Genomic DNA, 22654 nt, shown 5'->3' with positions numbered 1-22654 from the left:
CCTGACGACCAAGGGCACCTGTGGTCGGACGCGGAACCGGAACGGCTCCTTCCGTCGTCCGCAACTGCCGTTTCGGCCGATCCCTGGGTAACGGATCATGAACCGGCCCGCAATCGGGCCGACACATCGGCCTGTCCACGTCGGTCAGACATCGAGCACTGTGGCGACCGCGAGGACGGCGATGATGACACTGGACAGCAGCGCGGTGACCTGCCGCCCGCGGGGACCGGTGAGGGCCCGGCCGATCAGCGTGCCGCCGCCGGCGATCAGCAACTGCCAGCTCGCCGAGGCGAGGAACACCCCGGCGGTGAAGGCGCCCGCGCCCGCGGGACCGCCACCGAGCACGTCACCCCGGCCGAGGACGAGCGCCACGAAGTAGACCACTGTGGCCGGGTTGAGCAGGGTCAGCGCGAGGACCGCGGCGAACGCCCGCACCGGCGTGTCCAGCCCACCCCGCGCCGCCGCCTTCCGATGCGGCCGGCCTTCCCGGGCCGGTCCGCCTTCCCCGGCCGGTCCGCCTTCCACGCTCGGCTCCGGCGTCGGGGCGGATGGGCGCAGCGCACGCCAGGCGGTGAGGCAGGCGAGAGCCAGCAGCACCCCCGCGGCGACCAGTCGCAGCGGACCCGCGACCGGCGCGAGGCCGCTCGCCACCGCGGCCCCGCCCAGCGCCGCGACGGCCGCGTAGAGCCCGTCGGCGCTGGCCACGCCGAGCGCCGCCGCCGCACCGACGCGGAACGAGGTACGCGCGCTGAGCCCGAGGATGAGGATCGCGATAGCGCCGACCGGGATGGCGACGCCGTAGCCGGCGACCAGGCCAGCCAGGAACGCCCCGGTCACGACGACGGGAAGTGGGGCGAGGCGGCCGGCGGCAGGGCGCGCTGTCGGCGTGCGGCGGTGGCCGCACGGACAGAAACCTGCGTCGGGTACGCCTCGATCACCGGCTCATCCTGCGCCCCCCTCCCCCACCCCACCACCCATTTCCGCGCGAGCTTGCACTTACGGCCCCGAAGACAGTCGGAATGCCCGGTCTGCCCGGGCAGGATCTGCAAGATCGCGGGGAGGGGGGCGTGGGTGGTCGGAACGGTGCAGCGCCGTCGGCTCGGCTCGGCTCGGCTCGGCTCGGGGAGATCTTGGTAGGAAGTGGCCCCCATGAGGGCCATTTCCTACCAAGATCTTCGGTTTTCCTGACTAGTGGAGGCGAACTCTCGCTGGCTGGGACGCGATCCTGAGTAGGACGGCGGAACCTGGCTGACGAGTGTGAAGAGGCGGACGGAAGCGAGGTCGGCGGGGACTCAGTAACGGAGGGGACAAAGGGGCGGGGTTCGGAAGCGGGGCGGGGAAGCATGCGGGCGCGGAAGGCAGTGCCGGGCGCGGGAAAGCAGCGCGGGCGCGGCACCCCCCGGTAGGGGTGCCGCGCCCGCGGCGTGACCGGGAACGGTCAGACGTTGAAGCCGAGCGAGCGGAGCTGGTCGCGCCCCTCGTCGGTGATCTTGTCGGGGCCCCACGGCGGCAGCCAGACCCAGTTGATCCGGATGTCGTTGACGAGGCCGCCACCGGGACCGGTGGTCAGCGCCTGCCGGGCCTGGTCCTCGATGACGTCGGTCAGCGGGCAGGCCGCCGAGGTCAGCGTCATGTCCAGGGTGGCGACGTTGTCGTCATCGACGTGGACGCCGTACACCAGGCCCAGGTCGACCACGTTGATGCCCAGCTCGGGGTCGACGACGTCCTTCATCGCCTCCTCGATGTCACCGATCGCGGCCCTGCCGCCGGCCGGCGCCGCCGCGTCCGCACCGTCGGCAACAGCACCGTTGACGGCAGTGCCGTCCGTCGCCACCGCGCCGGTCTCGGGGGTCATGTTCTCGTCGCTCATGCCTTCACCTCCGGGCTCACGCCCACCCCGGCGCGTGCCGCGGCGTCCTTGAACGCCATCCACGACAACAGCGCGCACTTCACCCGGGCCGGGTAGCGCGCGACACCCGCGAACGCCACCCCGTCTCCGAGCACGTCCTCGTCCGGCGTGACCTGGCCCCGCCCGGACATCAACTGCACGAACGCCTCGTGCACCACCGCGGCGTCGCTCGCGGCCTTGCCGCGCAGCAGCTCGTGCAGGATGCTCGCCGACGCCTGGCTGATCGAGCAGCCCATCCCGTCGTACGAGATGTCGGTGAACACGCTGCCGTCGGTCGCCACCCGCACGGTGATCTCGTCGCCGCAGGTCGGGTTGACGTGGTGCGCCTCGCCGACCCGGGCGGCCGGGTCCGTCGCGTCCCGCAGGCCACGGCCGTGCGGGTGCTTGTAGTGGTCCAAAATGATCTCTTGGTAGAGAGATTCAAGTTGCATCAGTCGAATACCTTCCGCACCCGCTCCAGCCCCGCCACCAGGGCGTCGATCTCCGCCGTGGTGGTGTAGAGGTAGAACGACGCCCGGGTCGTGGCCGGCACCCCGAAGCGGGTGCACACCGGCCGGGCGCAGTGGTGGCCCACCCGCACCTGCACGCCGAGCGAGTCGAGCACCTGGCCGACGTCGTGCGGGTGCACGTCACCGAGCGCGAACGAGATCGTCCCGCCCCGGCCCACCGGCACGGTCGGGCCGAAGATCCGCAGGCCGGGCACGGTGGCGAGGGCGTCCAGCGCGTACGCCGTCAGCTCCTTCTCGTGCCACTGGATGGCCGGCATGCCGATCGCGGTGAGGTAGTCGACCGCCGCGCCGAGCGCCACCGCCTCGGCGATCGGCGGGGTGCCCGCCTCGAACCGGGCCGGCGGCGCGGCGAACGTCGAGCCGGCCATGGTCACCGTCTCGATCATCGAGCCGCCGCCCATCACCGGGGGCATCGCGGCGAGCAGCTCGCCCCGGCCCCAGAGCACGCCGATGCCGGTCGGGCCGCACATCTTGTGCCCGGTGAAGACGATGAAGTCGGCGTCGTAGTCGACCACGTCCATCGGCAGGTGCGGCACCGACTGCGAGCAGTCGAGCAGCAGCAGCGCGCCGACCTCACGGACCCGCGCGGTGATCCGCGCGGTGGCGTTGACGGTGCCGAGGATGTTCGACATGTGCACCAGCGAGACGATCTTCGTCCGCTCGGTGACCAGGTCGTCCAGGCCGGACTCGTCGAGCCGGCCCTGGTCGGTGACCGGGAACCAGCGCAGCGTCGCGCCGGTGCGCTCCGCCAGCAGCTGCCACGGGACGATGTTCGAGTGGTGCTCCATCTCGGAGATCACGATCTCGTCGCCGGGGCCCAGCCGGAACCGCGGGTCGCCGTCCGCGCGCAGCGACGCGTTGGAGAACGCGTACGCCACGAGGTTGATCGCCTCGGTGGAGTTCTTGGTGAACACCACCTCGTCCACGCTCGGTGCGTTGATGAACGCGGCGATCTTCGCCCGCGCGCCCTCGTAGGCCTCGGTCGCCTCGGTGCCCAGCGTGTGCACCGAGCGCGACACGTTGGCATTGTGCAGCGCGTAGTGCTCGGCGAGCACGTCGAGCACCTGCCGCGGTTTGTGCGAGGTGTTCGCGCTGTCCAGGTAGACCAGCGGGTGGCCGTTGACCTCCCGGTCGAGGATCGGGAAGTCGGCCCGCACCTTCGCCACGTCGAAGCGCGGCACGTCGTCGTACTGCGGCATGCCCGCCGGGATGGCCATCGAGGTCATGTCGAGTCTCAGGCCCGCGCCGCGCCGGCCCCGGCGACGTACCGCTCGTAGCCCTCTTCCTCGAGCTTGTCGGCCAGCTCCCGGCCGCCCTGCTCGACGATCCGGCCGGCCACGAAGACGTGCACGAAGTCCGGCTTGATGTAGCGCAGGATGCGCGTGTAGTGGGTGATCAGCAGCAGGCCGGTGTCACCGGTGTCGCGCACCCGGTTTACGCCCTCGCTGACCACGCGCAGCGCGTCCACGTCGAGGCCGGAGTCGGTCTCGTCGAGGATCGCCATCTTCGGCTTGAGCAGCTCCAGCTGCACGATCTCGTGCCGCTTCTTCTCGCCGCCGGAGAAGCCCTCGTTGACGTTGCGCTGCGCGAACGCCGGGTCCATCTGGAGGCGCTCCATGGCGCCGCGCAGCTCGCCGCCCCAGGTGCGCAGCTTCGGCGCCTCGCCGTCGATGGCGGTCTTGGCGGTACGCAGGAAGTTGGCCACCGACACACCGGGGACCTCGACCGGGTACTGCATGGCGAGGAAGAGGCCGGCGCGGGCCCGCTCGTCGACGGACATGGACAGCACGTCCTCGCCGTCGAGGGTCACCTCGCCGCCGGTGATCTCGTACTTCGGGTGACCGGCGATCGAGTACGCCAGCGTGGACTTGCCGGAGCCGTTCGGGCCCATGATGGCGTGCGTCTCGCCGGAGCGCACGGTCAGGTCGACCCCGTGCAGGATCGGCTTGAGCTCACCCTCGGGCAGCTTGACCGACACCTTCAGGTCGCGGATCTCCAGGGTGCTCATCAGCGGGTCACTCCATTGCTCGGCAGCGGACGGCCGTCGCCGTCCACGGAAAGGTAGATGTCGCCGTCACGGACTTCGACGGAATAGACGGGTACGGGTTCGGTGGCGGGCAGCCCGGTGGGCTCACCGGTACGCAGGTCGAAACGGGATCCGTGCAGCCAGCATTCCAGCGTGCAGCCCTCGACCTCGCCCTCGGACAGCGCCACGGCGGCGTGCGAGCACTCGTCGTGCACGGCGTAGAACACGTCGTCCTCGCCGTGCACGATCGCGACCTGCACGCCGTCCACGTCGGCGCTGATCGCGGTGCCCTTCGGCACGTCCTCGGTGGAGCAGATCTTGAGCATCAGGCGCCGGCCTTCGCCAGCCGGGCCTCGATGGCGTCGCCCAGGCGCTCGCGCAGGTCCTCGACCGGGATCTTGTTGATCAGCTCGGCGAAGAAGCCGCGCACCACCAGGCGCCGCGCCTCGGCCTCCGGGATGCCCCGGGCCATCAGGTAGAACAGCTGCTCGTCGTCGAAGCGGCCGGTCGCGCTGGCGTGCCCGGCGCCGGCGATCTCGCCGGTCTCGATCTCCAGGTTGGGTACGGAGTCGGCCCGCGCGCCGTCGGTGAGCAGCAGGTTCCGGTTGATCTCGTACGTGTCGGTGCCGGTGGCCTCGGCACGGATCAGCACGTCGCCGACCCAGACCGTGTGCGCGTCGTCGCCCTGCAGCGCGCCCCGGTAGCCGACGTTGCTGCGGCAGTCCGGCACGGTGTGGTCGACCAGCTGCCGGTGCTCCAGGTGCTGGCCGGAGTCGGCGAAGTAGACGCCGTACAGCTCGGCCTCGCCGCCGCGCTGGGTGTACTCGACAGACGTGTACTGCCGGACCAGGTCGCCGCCGAGGCTGACCTGCACGTGCAGGATCCGGGCGTCGCGGCCCAGCCGCACCTTGAGGTGCTGCGCCTGCACCGCGTCGTCGGCCCAGTCGGCGACCGTGACCAGGGTCAGCTTCGCCCCGTCGCCCACCGACACCTCGACGTTGTCGGCGAGCGTGGCCGAGCCGACGTGCTCGATCACCACTGTGGCCTCGGCGAACCGGTCCACCTCGACGAACGTGTGGCCGAAGGCGGGCGCCTCGGCGTTCTCACCGACCACCCGCAGGCGCACCGGCGCCTCCACCACCGCGTCGCGGTCGACGCGCACCAGCAGCGCGCCGTCGACCCCGCCGTACGCGAGCGCGCTGACCCGGTCGAACGGGGTGAGCACGCTGCCCACCCGCGGGTCGTCCCGGCCGATCCGGTCGACGGTGACGCCCTCGGGGAGGTCACCGTACTCGTGCCGGACCGTGCCGGTCGCGCCCTGCGCCGACCCGGTCAGGCCGCGCAGGCGCTTGAGCGGGGTGAAGCGCCACTCCTCCTCCAGGCCGGTGAGGGCCGGGAAGTCGGCGACGTCGTACGAGCGGAGCGCCTGCGACTTGGTCGTGGGCGGCGCGGAAGCCTGGGTAGTCATCTCTTCCTTGGTCTGTTCTGCGACGACGGTGTCAGTGAGGCGAGGGTGGCCGGCGTCAGCCGACCGCGCCCTCCATCTGGAGCTCGATCAGACGGTTGAGCTCCAGCGCGTACTCCATCGGGAGCTCCTTGGCGATCGGCTCGATGAAGCCGCGCACGATCATCGCCATCGCCTCGTCCTCGCTCAGGCCCCGGCTCATCAGGTAGAAGAGCTGGTCCTCGCTGACCTTGGAGACGGTCGCCTCGTGGCCCATCGACACGTCGTCCTCGCGGATGTCGACGTACGGGTAGGTGTCGGAGCGGGAGATCGTGTCGACCAGGAGCGCGTCGCACTTGACGGTGCTCTTGCTGCTGGTCGAGCCCTCCAGCACCTGCACCAGACCGCGGTACGAGGTGCGGCCGCCGCCCCGGGCGATCGACTTCGACACGATGGTCGAGGAGGTGTGCGGCGCGGCGTGCACCATCTTGGCGCCGGCGTCCTGGTGCTGGCCCTCGCCGGCCATCGCGACCGAGAGCACCTCGCCCTTGGCGTGCTCGCCGGTCATGTAGACCGCCGGGTACTTCATGGTGACCTTGGAGCCGATGTTGCCGTCGACCCACTCCATGGTCGCGCCCTCGTGGCACACGGCGCGCTTGGTGACCAGGTTGTAGACGTTGTTCGACCAGTTCTGGATGGTCGTGTACCGGCACCGGGCGTTCTTCTTGACGATGATCTCCACGACGGCGCTGTGCAGCGAGTCGGAGGAGTAGATGGGCGCGGTGCAGCCCTCGACGTAGTGCACGTACGCGCCCTCGTCGACGATGATCAGCGTCCGCTCGAACTGGCCCATGTTCTCCGTGTTGATCCGGAAGTAGGCCTGCAGCGGGATGTCCACGTGCACGCCCTTCGGCACGTAGATGAATGAGCCACCGGACCAGACGGAGGTGTTCAGCGCGGCGAACTTGTTGTCGCCGACCGGGATGACCGTGCCGAAGTACTCCTTGAACAGGTCCTCGTGCTCCTTGAGCGCGGTGTCCGTGTCCAGGAAGACGACGCCCTGCTCCTCCAGGTCCTCACGGATCTGGTGGTAGACGACCTCGGACTCGTACTGCGCCGCGACACCGGCGACCAGGCGCTGCTTCTCCGCCTCCGGGATGCCGAGCTTGTCGTAGGTGTTCTTGATGTCCTCGGGCAGGTCCTCCCAGGAGGTGGCCTGCTTCTCGGTGGACCGCACGAAGTACTTGATGTTGTCGAAGTCGATCCCGGTGAGGTCGGCGCCCCAGTTCGGCATCGGCTTGCGGCCGAAAAGCCGCAGGCCCTTGAGCCGCAGGTCGAGCATCCAGGCCGGCTCGTTCTTCTTGGCCGAGATGTCGCGCACCACCGCCTCGCTGAGGCCGCGCTGGGCGGAGGCCCCGGCGACGTCGGGGTCGGCCCAGCCGTACTCGTAACGACCGAGGGCCGCGAGCTGCTCCTCCTGGGTCAGGGGCTGGACGATCTGCTCGGTCATCTATCTGTCCTCACAGTGGTGACGGTGGAACCGGACTGGGCGGGAATGTGCGTGGTGCACACGCCGTCGCCGTGCGCGATGGTGGCCAGGCGCTGTACGTGAGTGCCGACCAGACGGGAGATCACTTCGGTCTCGGCCTCGCACAGCTGAGGGAACTCGGCGGCCACGTGCGCCACCGGGCAGTGGTGCTGGCAGAGCTGGCCGCCGGAGGCGATCGTGGACGCGTTGGCAGCGTAACCCTCGGCGGTCAGCGCGCCGGCGAGTGCCTCCGCCCGCGCGAGCGGGGCGTCACCGGCGTCCTCCATGGCTGCCCGGCAGCGGGTCTCCAGCGCGGAGACCTGCTCGGCCGCGAACGCCGCGACCGCCTCGGTGCCGCCGGTGCGGGCGATCCACCGCAGCGCGGCGGTGGCCATGTTGTCGTAGTGGTGGGTGCCGCAGCGGCCCCGGCCCGCCTCGGTGAGCGCGAAGACCTTGGCCGGCCGGCCGCGCCCGCGGCTGCCGCGCACGGTCTGCTCGCGGGCGACCACGTCACCGTCGGCGAGCATCGCGTCGAGGTGCCGGCGGATCGCCGCCGGGCTCAGACCGAGGGCCGTGCCGAGCTGCGCGGCGGTGGTGGGACCACGCTCCAGCAGCAGCTGGGTGACCCGGTCGCGGGTCGACAGGTCGGCCGGAGCGGCCTCCCGCTCGCCACGCCGTACGCTGCGACGTGCGCGCGAACCACCGGCGACCGGACCGGCCACCGGCGTTCGGGAGAGCGCCGCCGCGTTTTTCACAACGGCAACGTTACGTAATTCGCGGAGGGCCTGCAAACCCGGGGTCCGGTGATTCCGACCACCGGGGTGCCGGAGTCACCCGATCGGGATCAACTACGGTGCGTAGGATTCGCTCCGTGAAGCGATCCGTCCGGTTCCCGGTCTCCGCCACGCTGCTGCGCCGCCTCGCGCTCGCCTCGATCATCGCGAACGTCGCGATCGTGGTCACCGGCGGGGCCGTCCGGCTCACCGCCTCCGGCCTCGGCTGCCCCACCTGGCCGCGGTGCACCGACGACTCCTACACCACGACCACCGAGATGGGCGTGCACGGGGTGATCGAGTTCGGCAACCGGCTGCTCACCTTCGCGGTGGGCATCATCGCGCTCGCCGTGGTGGTGGCCGTGCTGGCCCACCGCCCCCGCCGCCGGGGACTGCTCCCGCTGGCCGTGGGCGTGCTGTTCGGCATCCCGGCCCAGGCGGTCATCGGTGGCATCACCGTGCTCACCAACCTCAACCCGTGGGTGGTCGGGCTGCACTTCCTCGCCTCGATGGCGGTGATCGCCGCCGCGTACGCGCTCTGGCGGCGCATCAAGGAGCCGGACGGACCGGTGGCACCGACCGTGCCGGCGCCGCTGCGTACCCTCGCCTGGATCACCACGGCGGTGAGCGCGTCGGTGCTGGTGGTCGGCACGTGGGTGACCGGCAGCGGACCGCACGCCGGCGACCACGGCGCGGCCCGCAACGGCCTGGACCCGGCAGCGATCTCCCAGGTCCACGCCGACGGCGTCTTCCTGCTGATCGGTCTCTCGGTGGCGCTGTACTTCGCGTTCCGGGCGGTCGGCGCGGAGCGCGCCGCGCGGGCCGCAGCGGTGCTGATCGCGGTCGAGCTGGGCCAGGGCGTGATCGGCTTCGTCCAGTACTTCACCCACCTGCCCGGCGTGCTGGTCGGCGCACACATGCTCGGCTCCTGCCTGGTGCTGCTGGCCACGCTGGGCGTGCTCTGGGCCACCCGGGAGCGGCTGCCGGCCACCCCGGAGGCTCCGGCCGCGCCCGCCGCGCAGCGGGTGGGCGCCGCCGCCTGAGCGGGGCGTTACCGCGCGGCGGAAGCGGGAAAGCGGCACGGGCCACCGACCGTCCGCCCGAGGGGAGCTCCCCGTGTCGCGCAAGAGCCTCTCCACCACCACCCCGCAACGGCTGACCCCGGTCGCCGGAGCGCCGCTGTGGTGCGACGCCCGCGAGTACGGCCTCACCGGCGACGGGGTCACCAACGACCAGCCCGCCCTGGCGGCGCTGGTGGACCGCCTCGGCGCCGGGTACGACGCCGACGGCCGGGCCCGGGTGATCTACTGCCCGCCCGGCCTCTACTCGATCCGCGACGCCGGGACCGTCTGGCGCAGCGGCGTCTCGCTGCTCGGCGCCGGGCCGGCCGCGACCCGCTTCCTGCTCAGCAACGAGGGCGACCGCAGCGCACCGGTCCCGCTCGCCTACTGGACCACGGTGCAGCACGGCGCGGACCGGGACCGGCACATCACCGACTGCACGTTCGCCGACTTCGAGATCGACGGCTCCGGCGTGGCCCAGACGTCCTACGACTACCTGGCCAAGGGGCTGGGCCTGCAGTACGTGGTGCGCGGCGTGTTCCGCAACCTCTACATCCACCACACCGGCGCGACCGGCCTGGGCTGCGACTTCCTCCAGGACAGCCTGATCGACGGCGTGGTCGTGGTGGGATGCGGCCGGCTGGACAACGGCGACCAGATGGGCGGCGCCGGGATCGGCGTCGGCATCGGCGGCTGGGGCGACGTGGAGCGCCTCACCATCGCCAACTGCACCACCATCGGCAACGGCACCAACGGCATCTTCCTGGAGCTGCAGAAGGACTACTGGACCCCGCCGCGCGGCTTCCGGATCATCGGCTGCCACAGCCAGGCCAACCGGTTCGGCATCTCCGACTGGGGCGCCGAGGGGCTGATCGTCTCCGGCTGCACCATGACCAACAACCTGGAGGCCGGCTTCGACGTGTCGGGCAACGGCACCGCCGGGGTCGCCGGGCGCGGCGGCCTGGTCACCGGCTGCGTGATCGACGCCAACGTGGGCGACGGGATCAGCATGGGCAACACCCCCGGCTCGTACACGGTGCAGGGCAACCGGATCAGCCGCAACGGTGGTTTCGGCTACCACGAGCACGACCTGGGCCACGGCTACCGGGGTGCGGCGGCCGATGTGGTCATCCAGGACAACGACATCCGGGACAACGCGCTGGACGGCATCCGGATCGACAGGCCGATGCTGGACACGTCGATCGTCGGGAACCGGATCCGGGACAACGGCCGCCGCTCCGCCCCGGCCTGCTCCGGCTCCGGCGAGGCGGTGCGGTACGGCCCACGCGAGGTCACCGACGGCAACGCCGACTGGCCGGCCGGCGGGCACCGGGGCAAGGTGGTGCGGGTCGGCTCCCGCGACGCCGTGGTGTCCGACAACAGCGCCGACCGGCTCTCCCTGGCCGAGGTGCGCCCGGACGGCTCCACCGGCTGGAGCGCCGCCACGCCGGGGCCCGGCACGGCGTACGAGCTGCCGGACGGTCCGCCGGCCTGCGGCGGCATCACGATCGCCGCGCCGTTCGACTCGGCCACCGTGCGCGGCAACCGGATCTGGCACCGGGACGCCGACACCCAGGCGTACGGCATCTGGGTCACCGAGGCGGGCAGCTGCGTCTCCTGCGCGTTCGAGGACAACGACCTGGCCGGCACCGAGGCCGCGCTGCGGCTGGACACACCGCCGATCGGCGGTCGCTGGGCGCGGAACCACAGCGACCGCGACTGAGCGTCGTGCCGGTGCCGGTGCGGGCCGTCGCGGCCGCGGCGGTCACGCGGCCGGTGGCCTCAGCGGCGGGCCAGGTGGGTGAGCACCGCGTCGGCGAGCCGGTCCGGGGCGCCGTCGGCGTACCCGACGAACAGACTCGGCTCGGTCAGCTCCAGTTCGACCAGCACGGGCTCGCCGTCCGGGCCGGGGATCAGGTCGACCCGGGCGTAGAGCAGCCGGTCCGGGCCGCCGGGCACCACCGCGAGCACCTTCTCGGCCACCGCGCGCTGCTCCGCCGTGGCGGCGCGGGCGTCGATCCGCTCCTCCTTGTAGAGCGCGGCCTCGCCCAGGTCCGGCCCGGTCAGCATCGGACCCTTGCGGATCGCGTGGCTGAACGCCAGGCCGTCGGGGCCGGCCAGGAACAGCAGGGCGGTCTCCCCTGCGGTGTCCACCGCGTCGAGGTACGGCTGGACCATGGTGACCCGTCCGGCGCCGGAGAGCCGCCGTACGTGGGCCAGCGCCAGCTCGCGGTGCTGCCTGTCGGTCAGGTCGTAGCGGCCGGTGTCCTGGCTGCCGGCGCTGACGGCCGGCTTGAGCACGTACTCGCCGGTGGCCGGTGGCGTCCACGCCTGCCCGGGCTCGACCCACTCGGTCGCGACGGTGGGGACCCCGGCGGCGGCCAGCTCGGACAGGTAGCGCTTGTCGGTGTTCCAGGCGACCACGTCGGCCGGATTCACCAGGGCCGGCACGGTACGCGCCCAGGCGACGAACTCGTCCCGCCGCAGCGCGTAGTCCCACGGGGAGCGGAGCACGGCCAGGTCGTACCCGTCCCAGTCGACGGCCGGGTCGTCCCAGACGGCGATCTCGGTGGGAACGCCGCGGGCGGCGAGCGGGCCGAGCGCGAGCCGGTCGTCCGGGTCGAGGTCGGGCAGCTCGGCGCAGGTGACGAAAGCGACCCGGGGTTTCCCCCGGGTCGACTGGTGGTGGTCGGTCATTCGGTTATGTCAACGGGCCATCGTGCGCCGGGCCATCGACCGCCAGAGGTCGTTGCTCGGACGCATCTGGTCCATCAGTTCACGCTCCCAGGCGTTCTCGACGTCGACTCCGGCCTTCGCGCAGGCCTGCCGCGCGACGTTCGTGTCGTCGGCGAACTGGTCTGCCCATACCCCGTCGGAACCCACGAGGACGATCCGTGCGCCGCGCTTGCCGACGTACTCGATGACCGCCTTCGCGCCGCCGTGCCCGGCGGCGAACGACTTGATGCCCGCGACCAGGCCGTTGGGGGCCTGCTCGGCGGTCTTGTCAGCCGTCAGCGTCGTATCGGAACCATCTGCCATGACGCGAAGCCTAAGCAGACTTCCACCCGGATGTGCGAGAACCATGAACTGAATGTGATGCCAATTACCCATCGGTTTAAGAAGAACCACAGGTAATTTGCCCGTACATGTCGCTTAATCCTGGGCGAAGCGGACAGGCGAGATCGTCACAATCTGTCCAGGTTGGCCCCCTCCGCGGAAGCCCGAAAAAAATTTCTGATGAACCGCCGGACGGGCGGGTCAGATGAGCGCGTCGAGCGCGACGGCCGCGAAGAGGATCGTGAGGTACGTGGTGGACCAGTGGAACAGCCGCATCGGCTTGACCGCCTCGCCGCGCGTCGCGCGCCGGCACAGCTTGTGCGCCTCGACGAGGAAGATCCCGCCGACCACGAGCGCCGTCACGCCGTAGATCGGGCTCATCCCGAGCGGCCACACCGCCAGCGAGGAGAGCACCGTCAGCCAGGAGAAGCCGATGATCTCGGCATTGACCCGCCGGACCGAGGCCACCACCGGCAGCATCGGCACCCCGGCGCGGGCGTAGTCCGCCTTGTACTTGATGGCCAGCGCGTAGAAGTGCGGCATCTGCCAGAAGAAGACCACAGCGAACAGGCCCCACGCGGCCGGCGCCAGCGTGCCGGTGACAGCGGCCCAGCCGATCAGCACCGGCGCCGCACCGCAGATGCCGCCCCAGAACGTGTTGGCGGCGGTGGTCCGCTTCAGCCACAGCGTGTAGACCAGGTCGTAGTAGGCGATCGCAGCCACCGTCAGCACCGTCGCCAGCCAGTTCGTCGCCGCCGCCATCAGCGCCACCGACACGGCGGCCAGCACCAGGCCGAAGACCAGCGCGCTGCGCGGCGACACGGTGTGCGCGGGCAGCGGGCGGCGCTTGGTGCGCCGCATGAGCTGGTCGATGTCGCGGTCGATGTAGCAGTTGATGACGCTCGCCGCGCCGGCCGCGAGCGACCCGCCGACGAGCACCACCGCGACCAGCCACAGCGACGGCATCCCGCCGTGGGCCAGCATCATCGCCGGCACGGTGGTCACCAGCAGCAACTCGACGATCCGCGGCTTGGTCAGCGTCACGTACGCCGCCACCACGGCGCGCACGTCCCGCCGGCCGCTCGCCGGCAACTCCGCCACCGCGCCCACCGGCGACTGCCCGGCAGGGTTGCTGACGGGGCGCTCGGTGATCATGCTCACGGATTGCCACCTTCCGGCATCGGCGGGGGAGGTCGTTCGGCCCGGACCGCTGCGGGTCCACACACCGCCCCACACACTACGCGGCGTCGTTTTCGCTGCCCCGTGGACCCGGCAACGGTGCGAGCCGTCACACCTGGGGTTGAACGGCGAGACGTCCGCGATCCGTACAGAACAGCATGCTGAGATCCCCGGGCGGACGTTTAGCACCGCTCGATAGGGTCATCAGTGAGGGTTCCGCCCATCTGCCGAGGAGCACAACCATCGTGGCTGCCAACCGACCCGAGCTTCCCGCTCTCAACTGGTCCGACCTCGACCGCAGGGCCGTCGACACGGTCCGCGTGCTGGCCATGGACGCCGTGGAGAAATCCGGCAACGGCCACCCGGGGACGGCGATGAGCCTCGCCCCGGTGGCGTACCTGCTCTTCAACCGGGTCATGCGGCACAATCCCGCCGACCCGAACTGGGCCGGACGCGACCGGTTCGTGCTCTCCGCCGGCCACTCCAGCCTGACGCTCTACATCCAGCTCTTCCTCTCCGGCTACCCGCTGTCGCTGGACGACCTCAAGGCGCTGCGCCAGTGGGGCTCGCTCACCCCGGGTCACCCGGAGCACGGCCACACCCCGGGCGTGGAGACCACCACCGGTCCGCTCGGCCAGGGCCTCGGCAACGCGGTCGGCATGGCCATGGCGGCCCGCCGCGAGCGCGGCCTGTTCGACCCCGAGCCGGACCGCGCCGACTCGCCGTTCCGGCACGACATCTGGTGCATCGCCTCCGACGGTGACATCGAGGAGGGCATCACCCACGAGGCCAGCGCGCTCGCCGGTCACCAGCAGCTCGGCAACCTCTGCGTGATCTACGACGACAACGAGATCTCGATCGAGGACGACACCCGCATCGCCAAGAGCGAGGACGTGGCGGCCCGCTACGAGGCGTACGGCTGGCACGTGCAGACCGTCGACTGGCGCAGCGGCGACGCCGACCAGGGCGACTACCACGAGGATGTGGAGGCGCTCTACCAGGCGCTGCTGGCCGCCAAGGCGGAGACCGACCGGCCGTCGTTCATCGCGCTGCGCACGATCATCGGCTGGCCCGCCCCGAACAAGCAGAACACCGGCAAGATCCACGGCTCGGCGCTCGGCGCGGACGAGGTCAAGGCCACCAAGGAGATCCTCGGCTTCGACCCGCAGCGCACCTTCGAGGTCGACGAGGAGGTGCTCAAGCACGCCCGTCAGGTGCTGGAGCGCGGTGCGCAGGAGCAGGCCGAGTGGACCACCGGGTTCGACGCCTGGGCGCAGGCCAACCCGGAGCGCAAGGCGCTGTGGGACCGGATGGCCACCCGTACCCTGCCGACCGGCTGGACCGACGCGCTGCCGACCTTCCCGGCGGACGCCAAGGGCATCGCCACCCGCGCCGCCTCCGGCAAGATCCTGGAGGCCCTGGCGCCGGTGCTGCCCGAACTGTGGGGCGGCTCGGCCGACCTGGCCGAGAGCAACAACACCACGATGAAGGGCGAGCGGTCGTTCGTCCCGGCCGCGCACGCCACCAAGGACTTCCCCGGTGACGAGTACGGCCGCACGCTGCACTTCGGCATCCGCGAGCACGCCATGGGCTCGATCCTCAACGGCATCGCCCTGCACGGCGGCACCCGCCCGTACGGCGGCACGTTCCTGGTGTTCAGCGACTACATGCGCCCGGCGGTGCGGCTGGCCGCGCTGATGAAGCTGCCGGTGACGTACGTCTGGACGCACGACTCGATCGGCCTGGGCGAGGACGGCCCGACGCACCAGCCGATCGAGCACCTGACCGCGCTGCGGGCCATCCCCGGCCTGGACGTGGTCCGCCCGGCTGACGCCAACGAGACGGTGTGGGCGTGGCGGCAGGCCCTGGAGCACACCGACCGGCCGACCGCGCTGGCGCTCAGCCGCCAGGCGCTGCCGACGCTCGACCGCACCGACCTGGCCGGCGCCGAGGGCGTGGCCAAGGGCGGGTACGTGCTGGCCGAGGCGTCCAACGGCAAGCCGCAGGTGATCATCATCGGCACCGGCTCCGAGGTGCAGCTCTGCCTCACCGCGCGGGAGCGGCTGGAGGCCGACGGCACCCCCACCCGGGTCGTCTCCATGCCCTGCCAGGAGTGGTTCTTCGCCCAGGACGAGGCGTACCGGGAGTCGGTGCTGCCGCGCGGGGTAAAGGCACGGGTGAGCGTGGAGGCGGGCATCGCGATGTCGTGGCGGGCGATCGTCGGCGACAGCGGCGAGTGCGTGAGCATCGAGCACTACGGCGCCAGCGCGCCGCACACCGTGCTCTTCGAGCAGTTCGGGTTCACCCCCGACCGGATCGTGGCCGCCGCGCACGCGGCGCTGACCCGGGTGGGCGACATCACCGGTTTCACGACCGGCAACTGAGGGGAGCGTGGGCGTCATGACGGACAGGCTGAAGGAGCTCCAGGGCGCCGGGGTGGCGATCTGGCTCGACGACCTTTCCCGGGTACGGCTGAGCTCCGGCGGGCTGGACAAGCTGCGCCGGCAGAGCCACGTGGCAGGGGTGACCACCAACCCGACGATCTTCGCCAAGGCGCTGAGCGACGCCGACGAGTACGACTGGCAGCTTCGTGACCTCGCCGTACGCGGCGTGGACGTCGAGGAGGCGGTCCGCATGCTCACCACGTACGACGTGCGGTGGGCCTGCGACGTGATGCGCCCGTCGTACGACGTCAGCGGCGGCGTGGACGGGCGGGTGTCGATCGAGGTGGACCCGCGCTCGGCGCACGACGCGGCGAAGACCGTCGCCGAGGCCAAGGCGCTGTGGTGGCTGGTCGACCGGCCGAACCTGTTCATCAAGATCCCGGCCACCGAGGAGGGCCTGCCCGCGATCACCGCGACGCTGGCCGAGGGGATCAGCGTCAACGTCACGCTGATCTTCGGGCTGGACCGGTACTCGCAGGTGATGGACGCCTTCCTGGCCGGCCTGGAGCAGGCGAAGGAGAACGGGCACGACCTGTCGAAGATCGGCTCCGTCGCCTCGTTCTTCGTCTCCCGGGTCGACACCGAGGTGGACAAGCGGCTGGAGAAGATCGGCTCGGACCAGGCCAAGGCGCTGCGCGGCAAGGCCGCCGTCGCCAACGCCCGGCTGGCGTACGAGCGCTACGGCGAGGTGTTCTCCTCGGCGCGCTGGCAGAAGCTGGCCGACGCGGGCGCCCACCCGCAGCGCCCACTGTGGGCCTCCACCTCGACGAAGAACCCGGACTACCGGGACGTCATCTACGTCGAGGAGCTGATCGCGCCCGGCACCGTCAACACCATGCCGGAGCCGGTCATCCACGCCTACGCCGAGCACGGCGAGACGAAGGCGGACACAGTCACCGTCGCGTACGACGACGCGCGTCAGGTCTTCGCCGACCTCCAGTCGGTGGGCGTGGATCTGTCCGACGTGATCGCCACGCTGGAGCGCGAGGGCGTGGAGAAGTTCGAGGCGAGCTGGGTGGAGCTGCTGGAGGGGGTCAAGAAGTCCCTCGCCGAGGCGGCCAAGGGCTCGGGCAGCCCGCACCGGGCCGCCGAGGGCAACGCGCAGGCGGCCCAGCAGGCCGGCGGCAACGCGTGACCGACGGCGTCCGACGCGTCCCGGGGCCCGGCCCCGGGACGCGTCGCGCCGTACCGTGGAAGCGGTGAGGGAGCGCTGTGTGGAAGCCGAGGTGGCGCCGTGAGTGACCTGCTGGCCGGGCGGGCGGACATGGCCGCCGGGCTGGCCGTGCGCGGCGCGGACGCCCTCGGCGCGTCCGCACGCGCCGCGCTCGTCTCCCACGACGTCCCGGCCCGGCTCGCCGCCGCCGACCCGGCCCTCTGGGGGCCCGGCGCCGAGGCGGCGGCCCTCGCCCGCCTGGGCTGGCTGCACGCCCACCGGCACAGCCGGGAGCTGCTCCCCCAGCTCGCCGAACTGGCCGCCGAGCTGGACGACCTGGACCACGTGGTGCTGGCCGGCGACCCCGGCGACACGCTCGCCGCCGAGGTCGTCGCCGAGTGCCTGGGCCGCCGGGTGACGGTGCTCGACACCGCCGATCCGGGGCCGGTGCGGGCGGCGCTCGCCGCCGGCGCTCCGGCGCGTACCCTCCTGGTGCTCGCCGCCCGGCGCGGCCTGGACCGGACCACGGACGCCCACCTGCGGGCCTACCGGCAGGCGTGGGCGGACGAGGGGCCCGATGCCGCCCGGCACGTCGTGGTGGTCACCGAACCCGGTTCCGAGCCGGCGGCGCGCGCCGACGAGCTGGGCGCGGTGGTGATCCCGGCCGAACCGGGCGTGGCCGGGCCGTGGGCCGCGCTCACCGCGTCCGGCCTGGTCCCGGCGGCGCTGGCCGGCGCGCCGGTGGCCGAGGTGCTGGACGAGGCGGAGGCGCTCACCGGCGCGCTCGACCGGGACCGGGACAACCCGGCCCTGGCGCTCGGCGCGGCCCTGGGCGCGGCGCCCGGCGCCGGACGGGACACGGTCGCGCTCGTTCCCGACGGCACCGGCCTCGACGGTCTGGGCCGGTGGGCCGGCGCACTGCTGGCCGACGCGACCGGCGGACGGCTCCTGCCGGTGGTCGCGGAGTCCCCCGGCTCCCCCGGTGCCACCGGGCCGGGCGTGCTCACGGTCGGTCTCGGCGGCGCCCTCGGCGCCGGCGTCGGACCGGGTGTGGCCGCCGACATCGCGGTGAACGGTCCGCTCGGCGCGCACCTGCTGACCTGGACCTACGCCGCCGCGGCCGCCGCGGTGACGCTGCGGGCCGACCCGTTCGCGGCACCCGCCGCCATCGAGGTCGACGTCGACGTCGAGCCCGACGCCGGGCCGCCGTCGTCGGTCCGGGACGCGATCGAGGTGTACGCCCCGAGCGGCGCACCGGCCGACCTGACCGGCGCGCTGCGCTGGCTGCTCGACGGGCTGGGCGAACGGGAGCACCTCGTGGTGACCGCGTACCTCGACCGGCACGCCGACGCGGCGGTCACCGGGCTGCGCCCGCTGCTGGCCCGGGCCGCCGGACGGCCGGTCACCTTCGGCTGGGGACCGCGCCGGCCGGAGCACACCGACCCGTACGGCCGGCATCTCCAGATCACCGGTGCGGTCACCGATGATCTGGACGTGCCCGGTCGTCCGTACACCTTCGCGCAGCTCCAGGCGGCCCAGGCCGCCGGCGACCGGCGGGCCCTGGCCGGCTGGGAGCACCGGGTGCTGCGCCTGCACCTGACCGAGCGGGCGGCGGGTGTCGCCCAGCTCCTGGAAACGGCCGGACGGACACGCACGTGACGATCAATGACCTGGAATCAGCGGACCGAGACGCAGGAGGAGGTGGCCCGGTGAACCCGCTGCGCGATCCGCAGGACCGGCGGCTGCCCCGGATCCCCGAGCCGTGTGCCCTGGTGATCTTCGGGGTGACCGGTGACCTGGCCCGCAAGAAGCTGCTGCCGGCGGTCTACGACCTGGCCAACCGGGGGCTCCTGCCGCCCGGCTTCGTGGTCCTGGGCTTCGCCCGCCGGGACTGGGGCGACGGCGACTTCGAGTCGGTGGCGCACGACGCGGCCAAGAAGCACGCCCGCACCCCGTGGCGGGAGGAGGTGTGGGCCCGGCTCGCCGGCAACATCAAGTTCGTCGGCGGCTCGTTCGACGACGACGCGGCGTTCGACCAGCTCGCCGCCACGCTCGACGAGCTGCGCGACTCGCACGGCATCGCCGGCAACGCGGCCTTCTACTTCTCCATCCCCCCGGCGGCCTTCCCGGTGGTGCTCAAGCAGCTCGCCCGCACCGGCATGGCGGACAACGCCAAGTCCGGCGGCTGGCGGCGGGTGGTCGTGGAGAAGCCGTTCGGCAACGACCTGCCCTCGGCCAAGGCCCTCAACGACCTCGTCGACGACGTGTTCACCCGCCAGGACGTGTTCCGGATCGACCACTACCTGGGCAAGGAGACGGTCCAGAACATCCTGGCGCTGCGCTTCGCCAACAACCTGTTCGAGCCGCTGTGGAACTCCAAGTACGTCGACTCGGTGCAGATCACCATGGCCGAGGACGTCGGCATCGGCACCCGCGCGGCCTTCTACGACTCCGTCGGCACCGCCCGCGACGTGCTCCAGAACCACCTGCTCCAGCTGCTCGCCCTGGTCGCGATGGAGGAGCCGACGAGCTTCGACGCCGACGAGATCCGGGCCGAGAAGCTCAAGGTGCTCAAGGCGATCACCGTGCCGCACGACGTCTCCGAGGACACCGTGCGCGGCCAGTACCTGCCCGGCTGGGTGGGCGGCGAACGCGCCAAGGGCTACCTCGAGGAGGAGGGCGTCCCGGAGGGCTCCACCACCGAGACGTACGTGGCGGTGAAGCTGGGCATCCAGAACCGCCGCTGGGCCGGGGTGCCGTTCTACATCCGGGCCGGCAAGCGGCTGCCCCGGCGGGTCACCGAGGTCGCCATCATGTTCAAGAAGGCGCCGCACCTGCCGTTCAACGCCGCCGACATGGAGTCCCTCGGCCCCAACCAGCTGGTCATCCGGGTGCAGCCGGACGAGGGCGTGGTGCTGAAGTTCGGCTCCAAGGTGCCGGGCACCACGATGGAGGTCCGCGACATCGCGATGGACTTCCAGTACGGCGAGGCGTTCACCGAGTCCAGCCCCGAGGCGTACGAGCGGCTGGTGCTGGACGTGCTGATCGGCGACCGGACGCTGTTCCCGGACGCCGCCGAGGTGGAGCAGAGCTGGCAGGTCGTCGACCCGCTGGAGCACGCCTGGGAGGGCACGACCCCGGAGCCGTACCGGGCCGGTGAGTGGGGGCCCCGGGCCGCCGACGAGATGCTGGCCCGCGAGGGCCGGGCTTGGCGGAGAGCGTGAGCGAGCACTGCGAGCGAACCAGGAGGCTCCATTGATCGGGCTGTGGGACACCACCGGCAACGAGGTGGTGAAGGCGCTGGCCGCGGAACGGCGCAGCGCGGGCGGGGTGGCCAGTGGCATGGCGCTCACGCTGATCGTGGTGGTGGACGAGAAGCGGGTACGCGAGGCCGAGGCCGCGGCCACCATCGCCGCGGCGGCGCATCCGTGCCGTCTGCTCGTGGTGGTCCGCTCCGACGTGGAACGGGACCGCAACCGGCTGGACGCGGAGATCGTCGTGGGCGGCCGGCTCGGCCCGTGCGAGGCGGTCGTGACCCGGATGTACGGGCGGCTCGCCCTGCACGCCGAATCCGTCGTGATGCCGCTGCTGGTGCCGGACGTACCGGTGGTGACCTGGTGGCACGGCGAGCCGCCGCAGGAGATCTCCACCGACTTCCTCGGCGTGGTCGCGGACCGGCGGATCACCGACTCGGCGCAGGCGGCCGACCCGATCGCCGCGCTGCGGCAGCGGGCCCACGACTACGCCCCCGGCGACACCGACCTGGCGTGGACCCGGATCACGCCGTGGCGCACGCTCGTGGCAGGCGCGTTCGACACCACCCAGGCCCGGGTCACCGAGGCGAGCGTGGTGGCGCCCCCGTCGGACCCGACGGCGGCGCTGATGCGCGGGTGGCTCACCGCCCGGCTCGGCATCGACCCGGTCCTGACCGCCACCGACGAGTTCCCGCGGATGCGCCAGGTGCAGCTGCGCTGCGCCAACGGCGACGAGCTGACGCTCACCCGGGACGACAGCGTCGCGGTGTTCCGGCGTACCGGGCAGGAGGACCGCATGCTGCCGCTGGTACGCCGGCCGCTCGGCGACGAACTGGCCGAGGAGCTGCGCCGCCTCGACGCCGACCAGGTGTACGCGGAGGCGCTCGGCGCCACCGCCGGGATCACCGGGCTCGACCAGCGTCCGGCCCAGCGGGTGCACGTGTGGAAGGATCCGGCGACCGCCCAGCGGGCCGAGGCCGGCGTGACCGCGCACGCGGGCGCGACCGCGAACGAGTGACCGCCCGGACCGGGCGGTCGGAGGCACAGGTGACCGCCGGTGGGCGGTCGGAACACGAGGGCTCGACGGATGACTGAGGCGAGTGTCGCCGTACACGCCGACCCCGACCTGCTGGCGCAGGCGGTGGCGGCCCGGTTGGTGGTGAAGCTGCTCGACGCGCAGGCCGAGCGCGGCCAGGCGTCGGTGGTGCTGACCGGCGGGCGGATCGCCGCGGCGGTGTACCGGGCGGTCGGGCAGCTGCCCGCCCGGGACGCCGTCGACTGGTCCCGGGTCGACGTGTGGTGGGGTGACGAGCGGTTCCTGCCCGCCGGTGACCCGGAGCGCAACGAGACGCAGGCGCGGGCGGCGCTGCTGGACACGGTGCCGCTGGACCCGGCCCGGATCCACCCGATGCCGGCCTCCGACGGCGCCGCCGGTGACGACCCGGAGGCGGCCGCCGCCGGGTACGCCCGGGAGCTGGCCGCCGCCGCCCGGCCCGGTAACGCGATCGTGCCGCACTTCGACGTGCTGATGCTCGGCGTCGGTGAGGACGGGCACGTGGCGTCGGTGTTCCCGGAGCACCCGGTGCACCACGACAACCGGCCGGTCAGCGCGGTGCGGGGCAGCCCGAAGCCGCCGCCGGCGCGGACCACGCTGACCCTGCCGACGATCAACACGGCCGAGGAGGTCTGGCTGATCGCCGCCGGGGCGGACAAGGCCCGGGCGGTGGGCATGGCGCTGGCCGGGGCCGGGCCGGTGCAGGTGCCGGCCGCCGGGGTGCGGGGCGTCTCCCGTACCCTCTGGCTGCTCGACCGGGCCGCGGCGGCGAACGTGCCGCCGCGCCTGCGCAGCCTCCGCTGAGGTGTAAGGAAGGGCCCCTTCTTAACGTCTCCGGTAGAGAAGGGGCCCCTTCTTAACGCCTCGGCTCAGGCGCGGCCACGACGTCGGCGCAGCGCGTCGAGGGCCTCGGCCAGCAGCGCCTCCCCCTCCTCCGGCGTGCGCCGCTCCTGCACGTACGCGAGATGGGTCTTGTACGGCTCGGCGCGCTCGCGGTCCGGCGGGGCGCCCGGGTCGGGGCCGGCGGGCTCGCCGCAGCGGGGGCACTCCCAGGCCGCCGGCGTCTCCGCCTCGGCGGCGATCAGGAACTCGACCCGGTGCCCGTGGCGGCACCAGTAGACGACCGGGCGGCGCGGCGCGGGCTCCACCCGCTGGTCGAACCGCTCGGGGGCGGACCCGACCCGGGTGCCGCGGATGACGTTGTTGCTGGGCACGGTTGCTCGCTCCCTGTCGTCGGAGGGGACCGCCGCCGGAGGGGGCAGG

The 22654-nt window shown here is 72.3% G+C and carries 21 protein-coding genes; 8 read left to right on the top strand and 13 right to left on the bottom strand.

Annotated elements, in window-relative coordinates; genetic code table 11:
- Window positions 1-144 precede the first annotated feature (144 nt).
- From O7607_RS21960 to O7607_RS21920, 9 genes are all read right to left on the bottom strand, one after another.
- A complete protein-coding gene (locus O7607_RS21960) occupies window positions 145-837 on the bottom strand; it encodes a LysE family transporter (RefSeq protein ID WP_269705054.1) in 693 nt (230 codons plus the stop codon).
- A 601-nt stretch (window positions 838-1438) separates the two neighbouring features.
- A complete protein-coding gene (locus tag O7607_RS21955) occupies window positions 1439-1855 on the bottom strand; it encodes a metal-sulfur cluster assembly factor (RefSeq protein WP_442929537.1) in 417 nt (138 codons plus the stop codon).
- 11 nt (window positions 1856-1866) lie between these two features.
- Window positions 1867-2340, bottom strand: a complete 474-nt coding sequence (gene sufU, locus O7607_RS21950; RefSeq protein WP_269705052.1) for a Fe-S cluster assembly sulfur transfer protein SufU — start codon at window positions 2338-2340, stop codon at window positions 1867-1869.
- Window positions 2340-3644, bottom strand: a complete 1305-nt coding sequence (locus tag O7607_RS21945) for a cysteine desulfurase (protein ID WP_269705051.1) — start codon at window positions 3642-3644, stop codon at window positions 2340-2342. Before O7607_RS21945 ends, sufU begins: the two co-directional genes overlap by 1 nt.
- Window positions 3645-3652: 8 nt before the next feature.
- Window positions 3653-4426 carry a Fe-S cluster assembly ATPase SufC gene (gene sufC, locus O7607_RS21940; protein WP_064445306.1) on the bottom strand — a complete coding sequence of 258 codons (774 nt, stop codon included), beginning with the start codon at window positions 4424-4426 and terminating at the stop codon, window positions 3653-3655.
- On the bottom strand, window positions 4426-4770 hold the full coding sequence (locus O7607_RS21935; protein WP_064445305.1) for a non-heme iron oxygenase ferredoxin subunit: 345 nt from the start codon (window positions 4768-4770) through the stop codon (window positions 4426-4428). The genes sufC and O7607_RS21935 overlap by 1 nt, the downstream gene beginning before the upstream one ends.
- Window positions 4770-5912, bottom strand: a complete 1143-nt coding sequence (gene sufD, locus O7607_RS21930) for a Fe-S cluster assembly protein SufD (protein ID WP_269705050.1) — start codon at window positions 5910-5912, stop codon at window positions 4770-4772. The genes O7607_RS21935 and sufD overlap by 1 nt, the downstream gene beginning before the upstream one ends.
- 55 nt (window positions 5913-5967) lie before the next feature.
- Window positions 5968-7398, bottom strand: coding sequence for a Fe-S cluster assembly protein SufB (gene sufB, locus O7607_RS21925; RefSeq protein ID WP_013287447.1), 1431 nt, complete (start codon window positions 7396-7398; stop codon window positions 5968-5970).
- On the bottom strand, window positions 7395-8171 hold the full coding sequence (locus tag O7607_RS21920; protein ID WP_269705049.1) for a helix-turn-helix transcriptional regulator: 777 nt from the start codon (window positions 8169-8171) through the stop codon (window positions 7395-7397). The genes sufB and O7607_RS21920 overlap by 4 nt, the downstream gene beginning before the upstream one ends.
- 98 nt (window positions 8172-8269) lie before the next feature.
- Between O7607_RS21920 and O7607_RS21915 the strand changes: the two genes are divergently transcribed.
- Window positions 8270-9232 carry a COX15/CtaA family protein gene (locus O7607_RS21915; RefSeq protein WP_269705047.1) on the top strand — a complete coding sequence of 321 codons (963 nt, stop codon included), beginning with the start codon at window positions 8270-8272 and terminating at the stop codon, window positions 9230-9232.
- Between the two features lie 73 nt (window positions 9233-9305).
- Window positions 9306-10973 carry a right-handed parallel beta-helix repeat-containing protein gene (locus O7607_RS21910; protein WP_269705046.1) on the top strand — a complete coding sequence of 556 codons (1668 nt, stop codon included), beginning with the start codon at window positions 9306-9308 and terminating at the stop codon, window positions 10971-10973.
- Window positions 10974-11032: 59 nt separating this feature from the next.
- On the opposite strand, the gene O7607_RS21905 is transcribed toward O7607_RS21910, so the two are convergent.
- From O7607_RS21905 to O7607_RS21895, 3 genes are all read right to left on the bottom strand, one after another.
- Entirely contained in the window at window positions 11033-11947 is a 915-nt protein-coding gene (locus tag O7607_RS21905) for an ATP-grasp domain-containing protein (protein WP_269705044.1), read from the bottom strand.
- 9 nt (window positions 11948-11956) lie between these two features.
- The gene (locus O7607_RS21900) at window positions 11957-12289 is read right to left on the bottom strand and encodes a hypothetical protein (RefSeq protein WP_269705042.1); all 333 of its coding nucleotides are present in this window, start codon (window positions 12287-12289) and stop codon (window positions 11957-11959) included.
- Window positions 12290-12508: 219 nt separating this feature from the next.
- Window positions 12509-13468, bottom strand: a complete 960-nt coding sequence (locus tag O7607_RS21895; RefSeq protein ID WP_269705041.1) for a heme o synthase — start codon at window positions 13466-13468, stop codon at window positions 12509-12511.
- Between the two features lie 263 nt (window positions 13469-13731).
- On the opposite strand from O7607_RS21895, the gene tkt reads away from it, so the two are divergent.
- From tkt to pgl, 6 genes are all read left to right on the top strand, one after another.
- Window positions 13732-15870, top strand: a complete 2139-nt coding sequence (tkt, locus tag O7607_RS21890) for a transketolase (RefSeq protein WP_269705040.1) — start codon at window positions 13732-13734, stop codon at window positions 15868-15870.
- Window positions 15871-15886: 16 nt separating this feature from the next.
- The gene (gene tal / locus O7607_RS21885) at window positions 15887-17065 is read left to right on the top strand and encodes a transaldolase (RefSeq protein WP_269705039.1); all 1179 of its coding nucleotides are present in this window, start codon (window positions 15887-15889) and stop codon (window positions 17063-17065) included.
- A gap of 99 nt (window positions 17066-17164) precedes the next feature.
- Window positions 17165-18742, top strand: a complete 1578-nt coding sequence (locus tag O7607_RS21880) for a glucose-6-phosphate isomerase (protein WP_269705037.1) — start codon at window positions 17165-17167, stop codon at window positions 18740-18742.
- Between the two features lie 50 nt (window positions 18743-18792).
- Window positions 18793-20307 carry a glucose-6-phosphate dehydrogenase gene (zwf, locus tag O7607_RS21875; RefSeq protein WP_269705036.1) on the top strand — a complete coding sequence of 505 codons (1515 nt, stop codon included), beginning with the start codon at window positions 18793-18795 and terminating at the stop codon, window positions 20305-20307.
- A 31-nt stretch (window positions 20308-20338) separates the two neighbouring features.
- A complete protein-coding gene (locus O7607_RS21870; protein ID WP_269705034.1) occupies window positions 20339-21355 on the top strand; it encodes a glucose-6-phosphate dehydrogenase assembly protein OpcA in 1017 nt (338 codons plus the stop codon).
- Window positions 21356-21424: 69 nt separating this feature from the next.
- On the top strand, window positions 21425-22195 hold the full coding sequence (gene pgl / locus O7607_RS21865; RefSeq protein ID WP_269705033.1) for a 6-phosphogluconolactonase: 771 nt from the start codon (window positions 21425-21427) through the stop codon (window positions 22193-22195).
- A gap of 65 nt (window positions 22196-22260) precedes the next feature.
- On the opposite strand, the gene O7607_RS21860 is transcribed toward pgl, so the two are convergent.
- Window positions 22261-22605: an RNA polymerase-binding protein RbpA gene (locus O7607_RS21860; RefSeq protein ID WP_269705032.1), complete on the bottom strand. Its 345-nt coding sequence runs from the start codon at window positions 22603-22605 to the stop codon at window positions 22261-22263.
- Between the last annotated feature and the right edge of the window lie 49 nt (window positions 22606-22654).

This window comes from Micromonospora sp. WMMA1949, from assembly GCF_027460145.1.
Classification (GTDB): domain Bacteria; phylum Actinomycetota; class Actinomycetes; order Mycobacteriales; family Micromonosporaceae; genus Micromonospora.
This window is presented reverse-complemented; position numbering and strand designations above follow the sequence as displayed.

What these genes read in the sequence shown, in the direction of transcription:
- sufD (WP_269705050.1), bottom strand. Translation starts at nt 5,912, where the DNA reads ATGACTACCCAGGCTTCCGCGCCGCCCACGACCAAGTCGCAGGCGCTC.
- tal (WP_269705039.1), top strand. Translation starts at nt 15,887, where the DNA reads ATGACGGACAGGCTGAAGGAGCTCCAGGGCGCCGGGGTGGCGATCTGG.
- O7607_RS21905 (WP_269705044.1), bottom strand. Translation starts at nt 11,947, where the DNA reads ATGACCGACCACCACCAGTCGACCCGGGGGAAACCCCGGGTCGCTTTC.
- O7607_RS21900 (WP_269705042.1), bottom strand. Translation starts at nt 12,289, where the DNA reads ATGGCAGATGGTTCCGATACGACGCTGACGGCTGACAAGACCGCCGAG.
- sufU (WP_269705052.1), bottom strand. Translation starts at nt 2,340, where the DNA reads ATGCAACTTGAATCTCTCTACCAAGAGATCATTTTGGACCACTACAAG.
- O7607_RS21955 (WP_442929537.1), bottom strand. Translation starts at nt 1,855, where the DNA reads ATGACCCCCGAGACCGGCGCGGTGGCGACGGACGGCACTGCCGTCAAC.
- pgl (WP_269705033.1), top strand. Translation starts at nt 21,425, where the DNA reads ATGACTGAGGCGAGTGTCGCCGTACACGCCGACCCCGACCTGCTGGCG.
- O7607_RS21935 (WP_064445305.1), bottom strand. Translation starts at nt 4,770, where the DNA reads ATGCTCAAGATCTGCTCCACCGAGGACGTGCCGAAGGGCACCGCGATC.
- sufB (WP_013287447.1), bottom strand. Translation starts at nt 7,398, where the DNA reads ATGACCGAGCAGATCGTCCAGCCCCTGACCCAGGAGGAGCAGCTCGCG.
- O7607_RS21945 (WP_269705051.1), bottom strand. Translation starts at nt 3,644, where the DNA reads ATGACCTCGATGGCCATCCCGGCGGGCATGCCGCAGTACGACGACGTG.
- sufC (WP_064445306.1), bottom strand. Translation starts at nt 4,426, where the DNA reads ATGAGCACCCTGGAGATCCGCGACCTGAAGGTGTCGGTCAAGCTGCCC.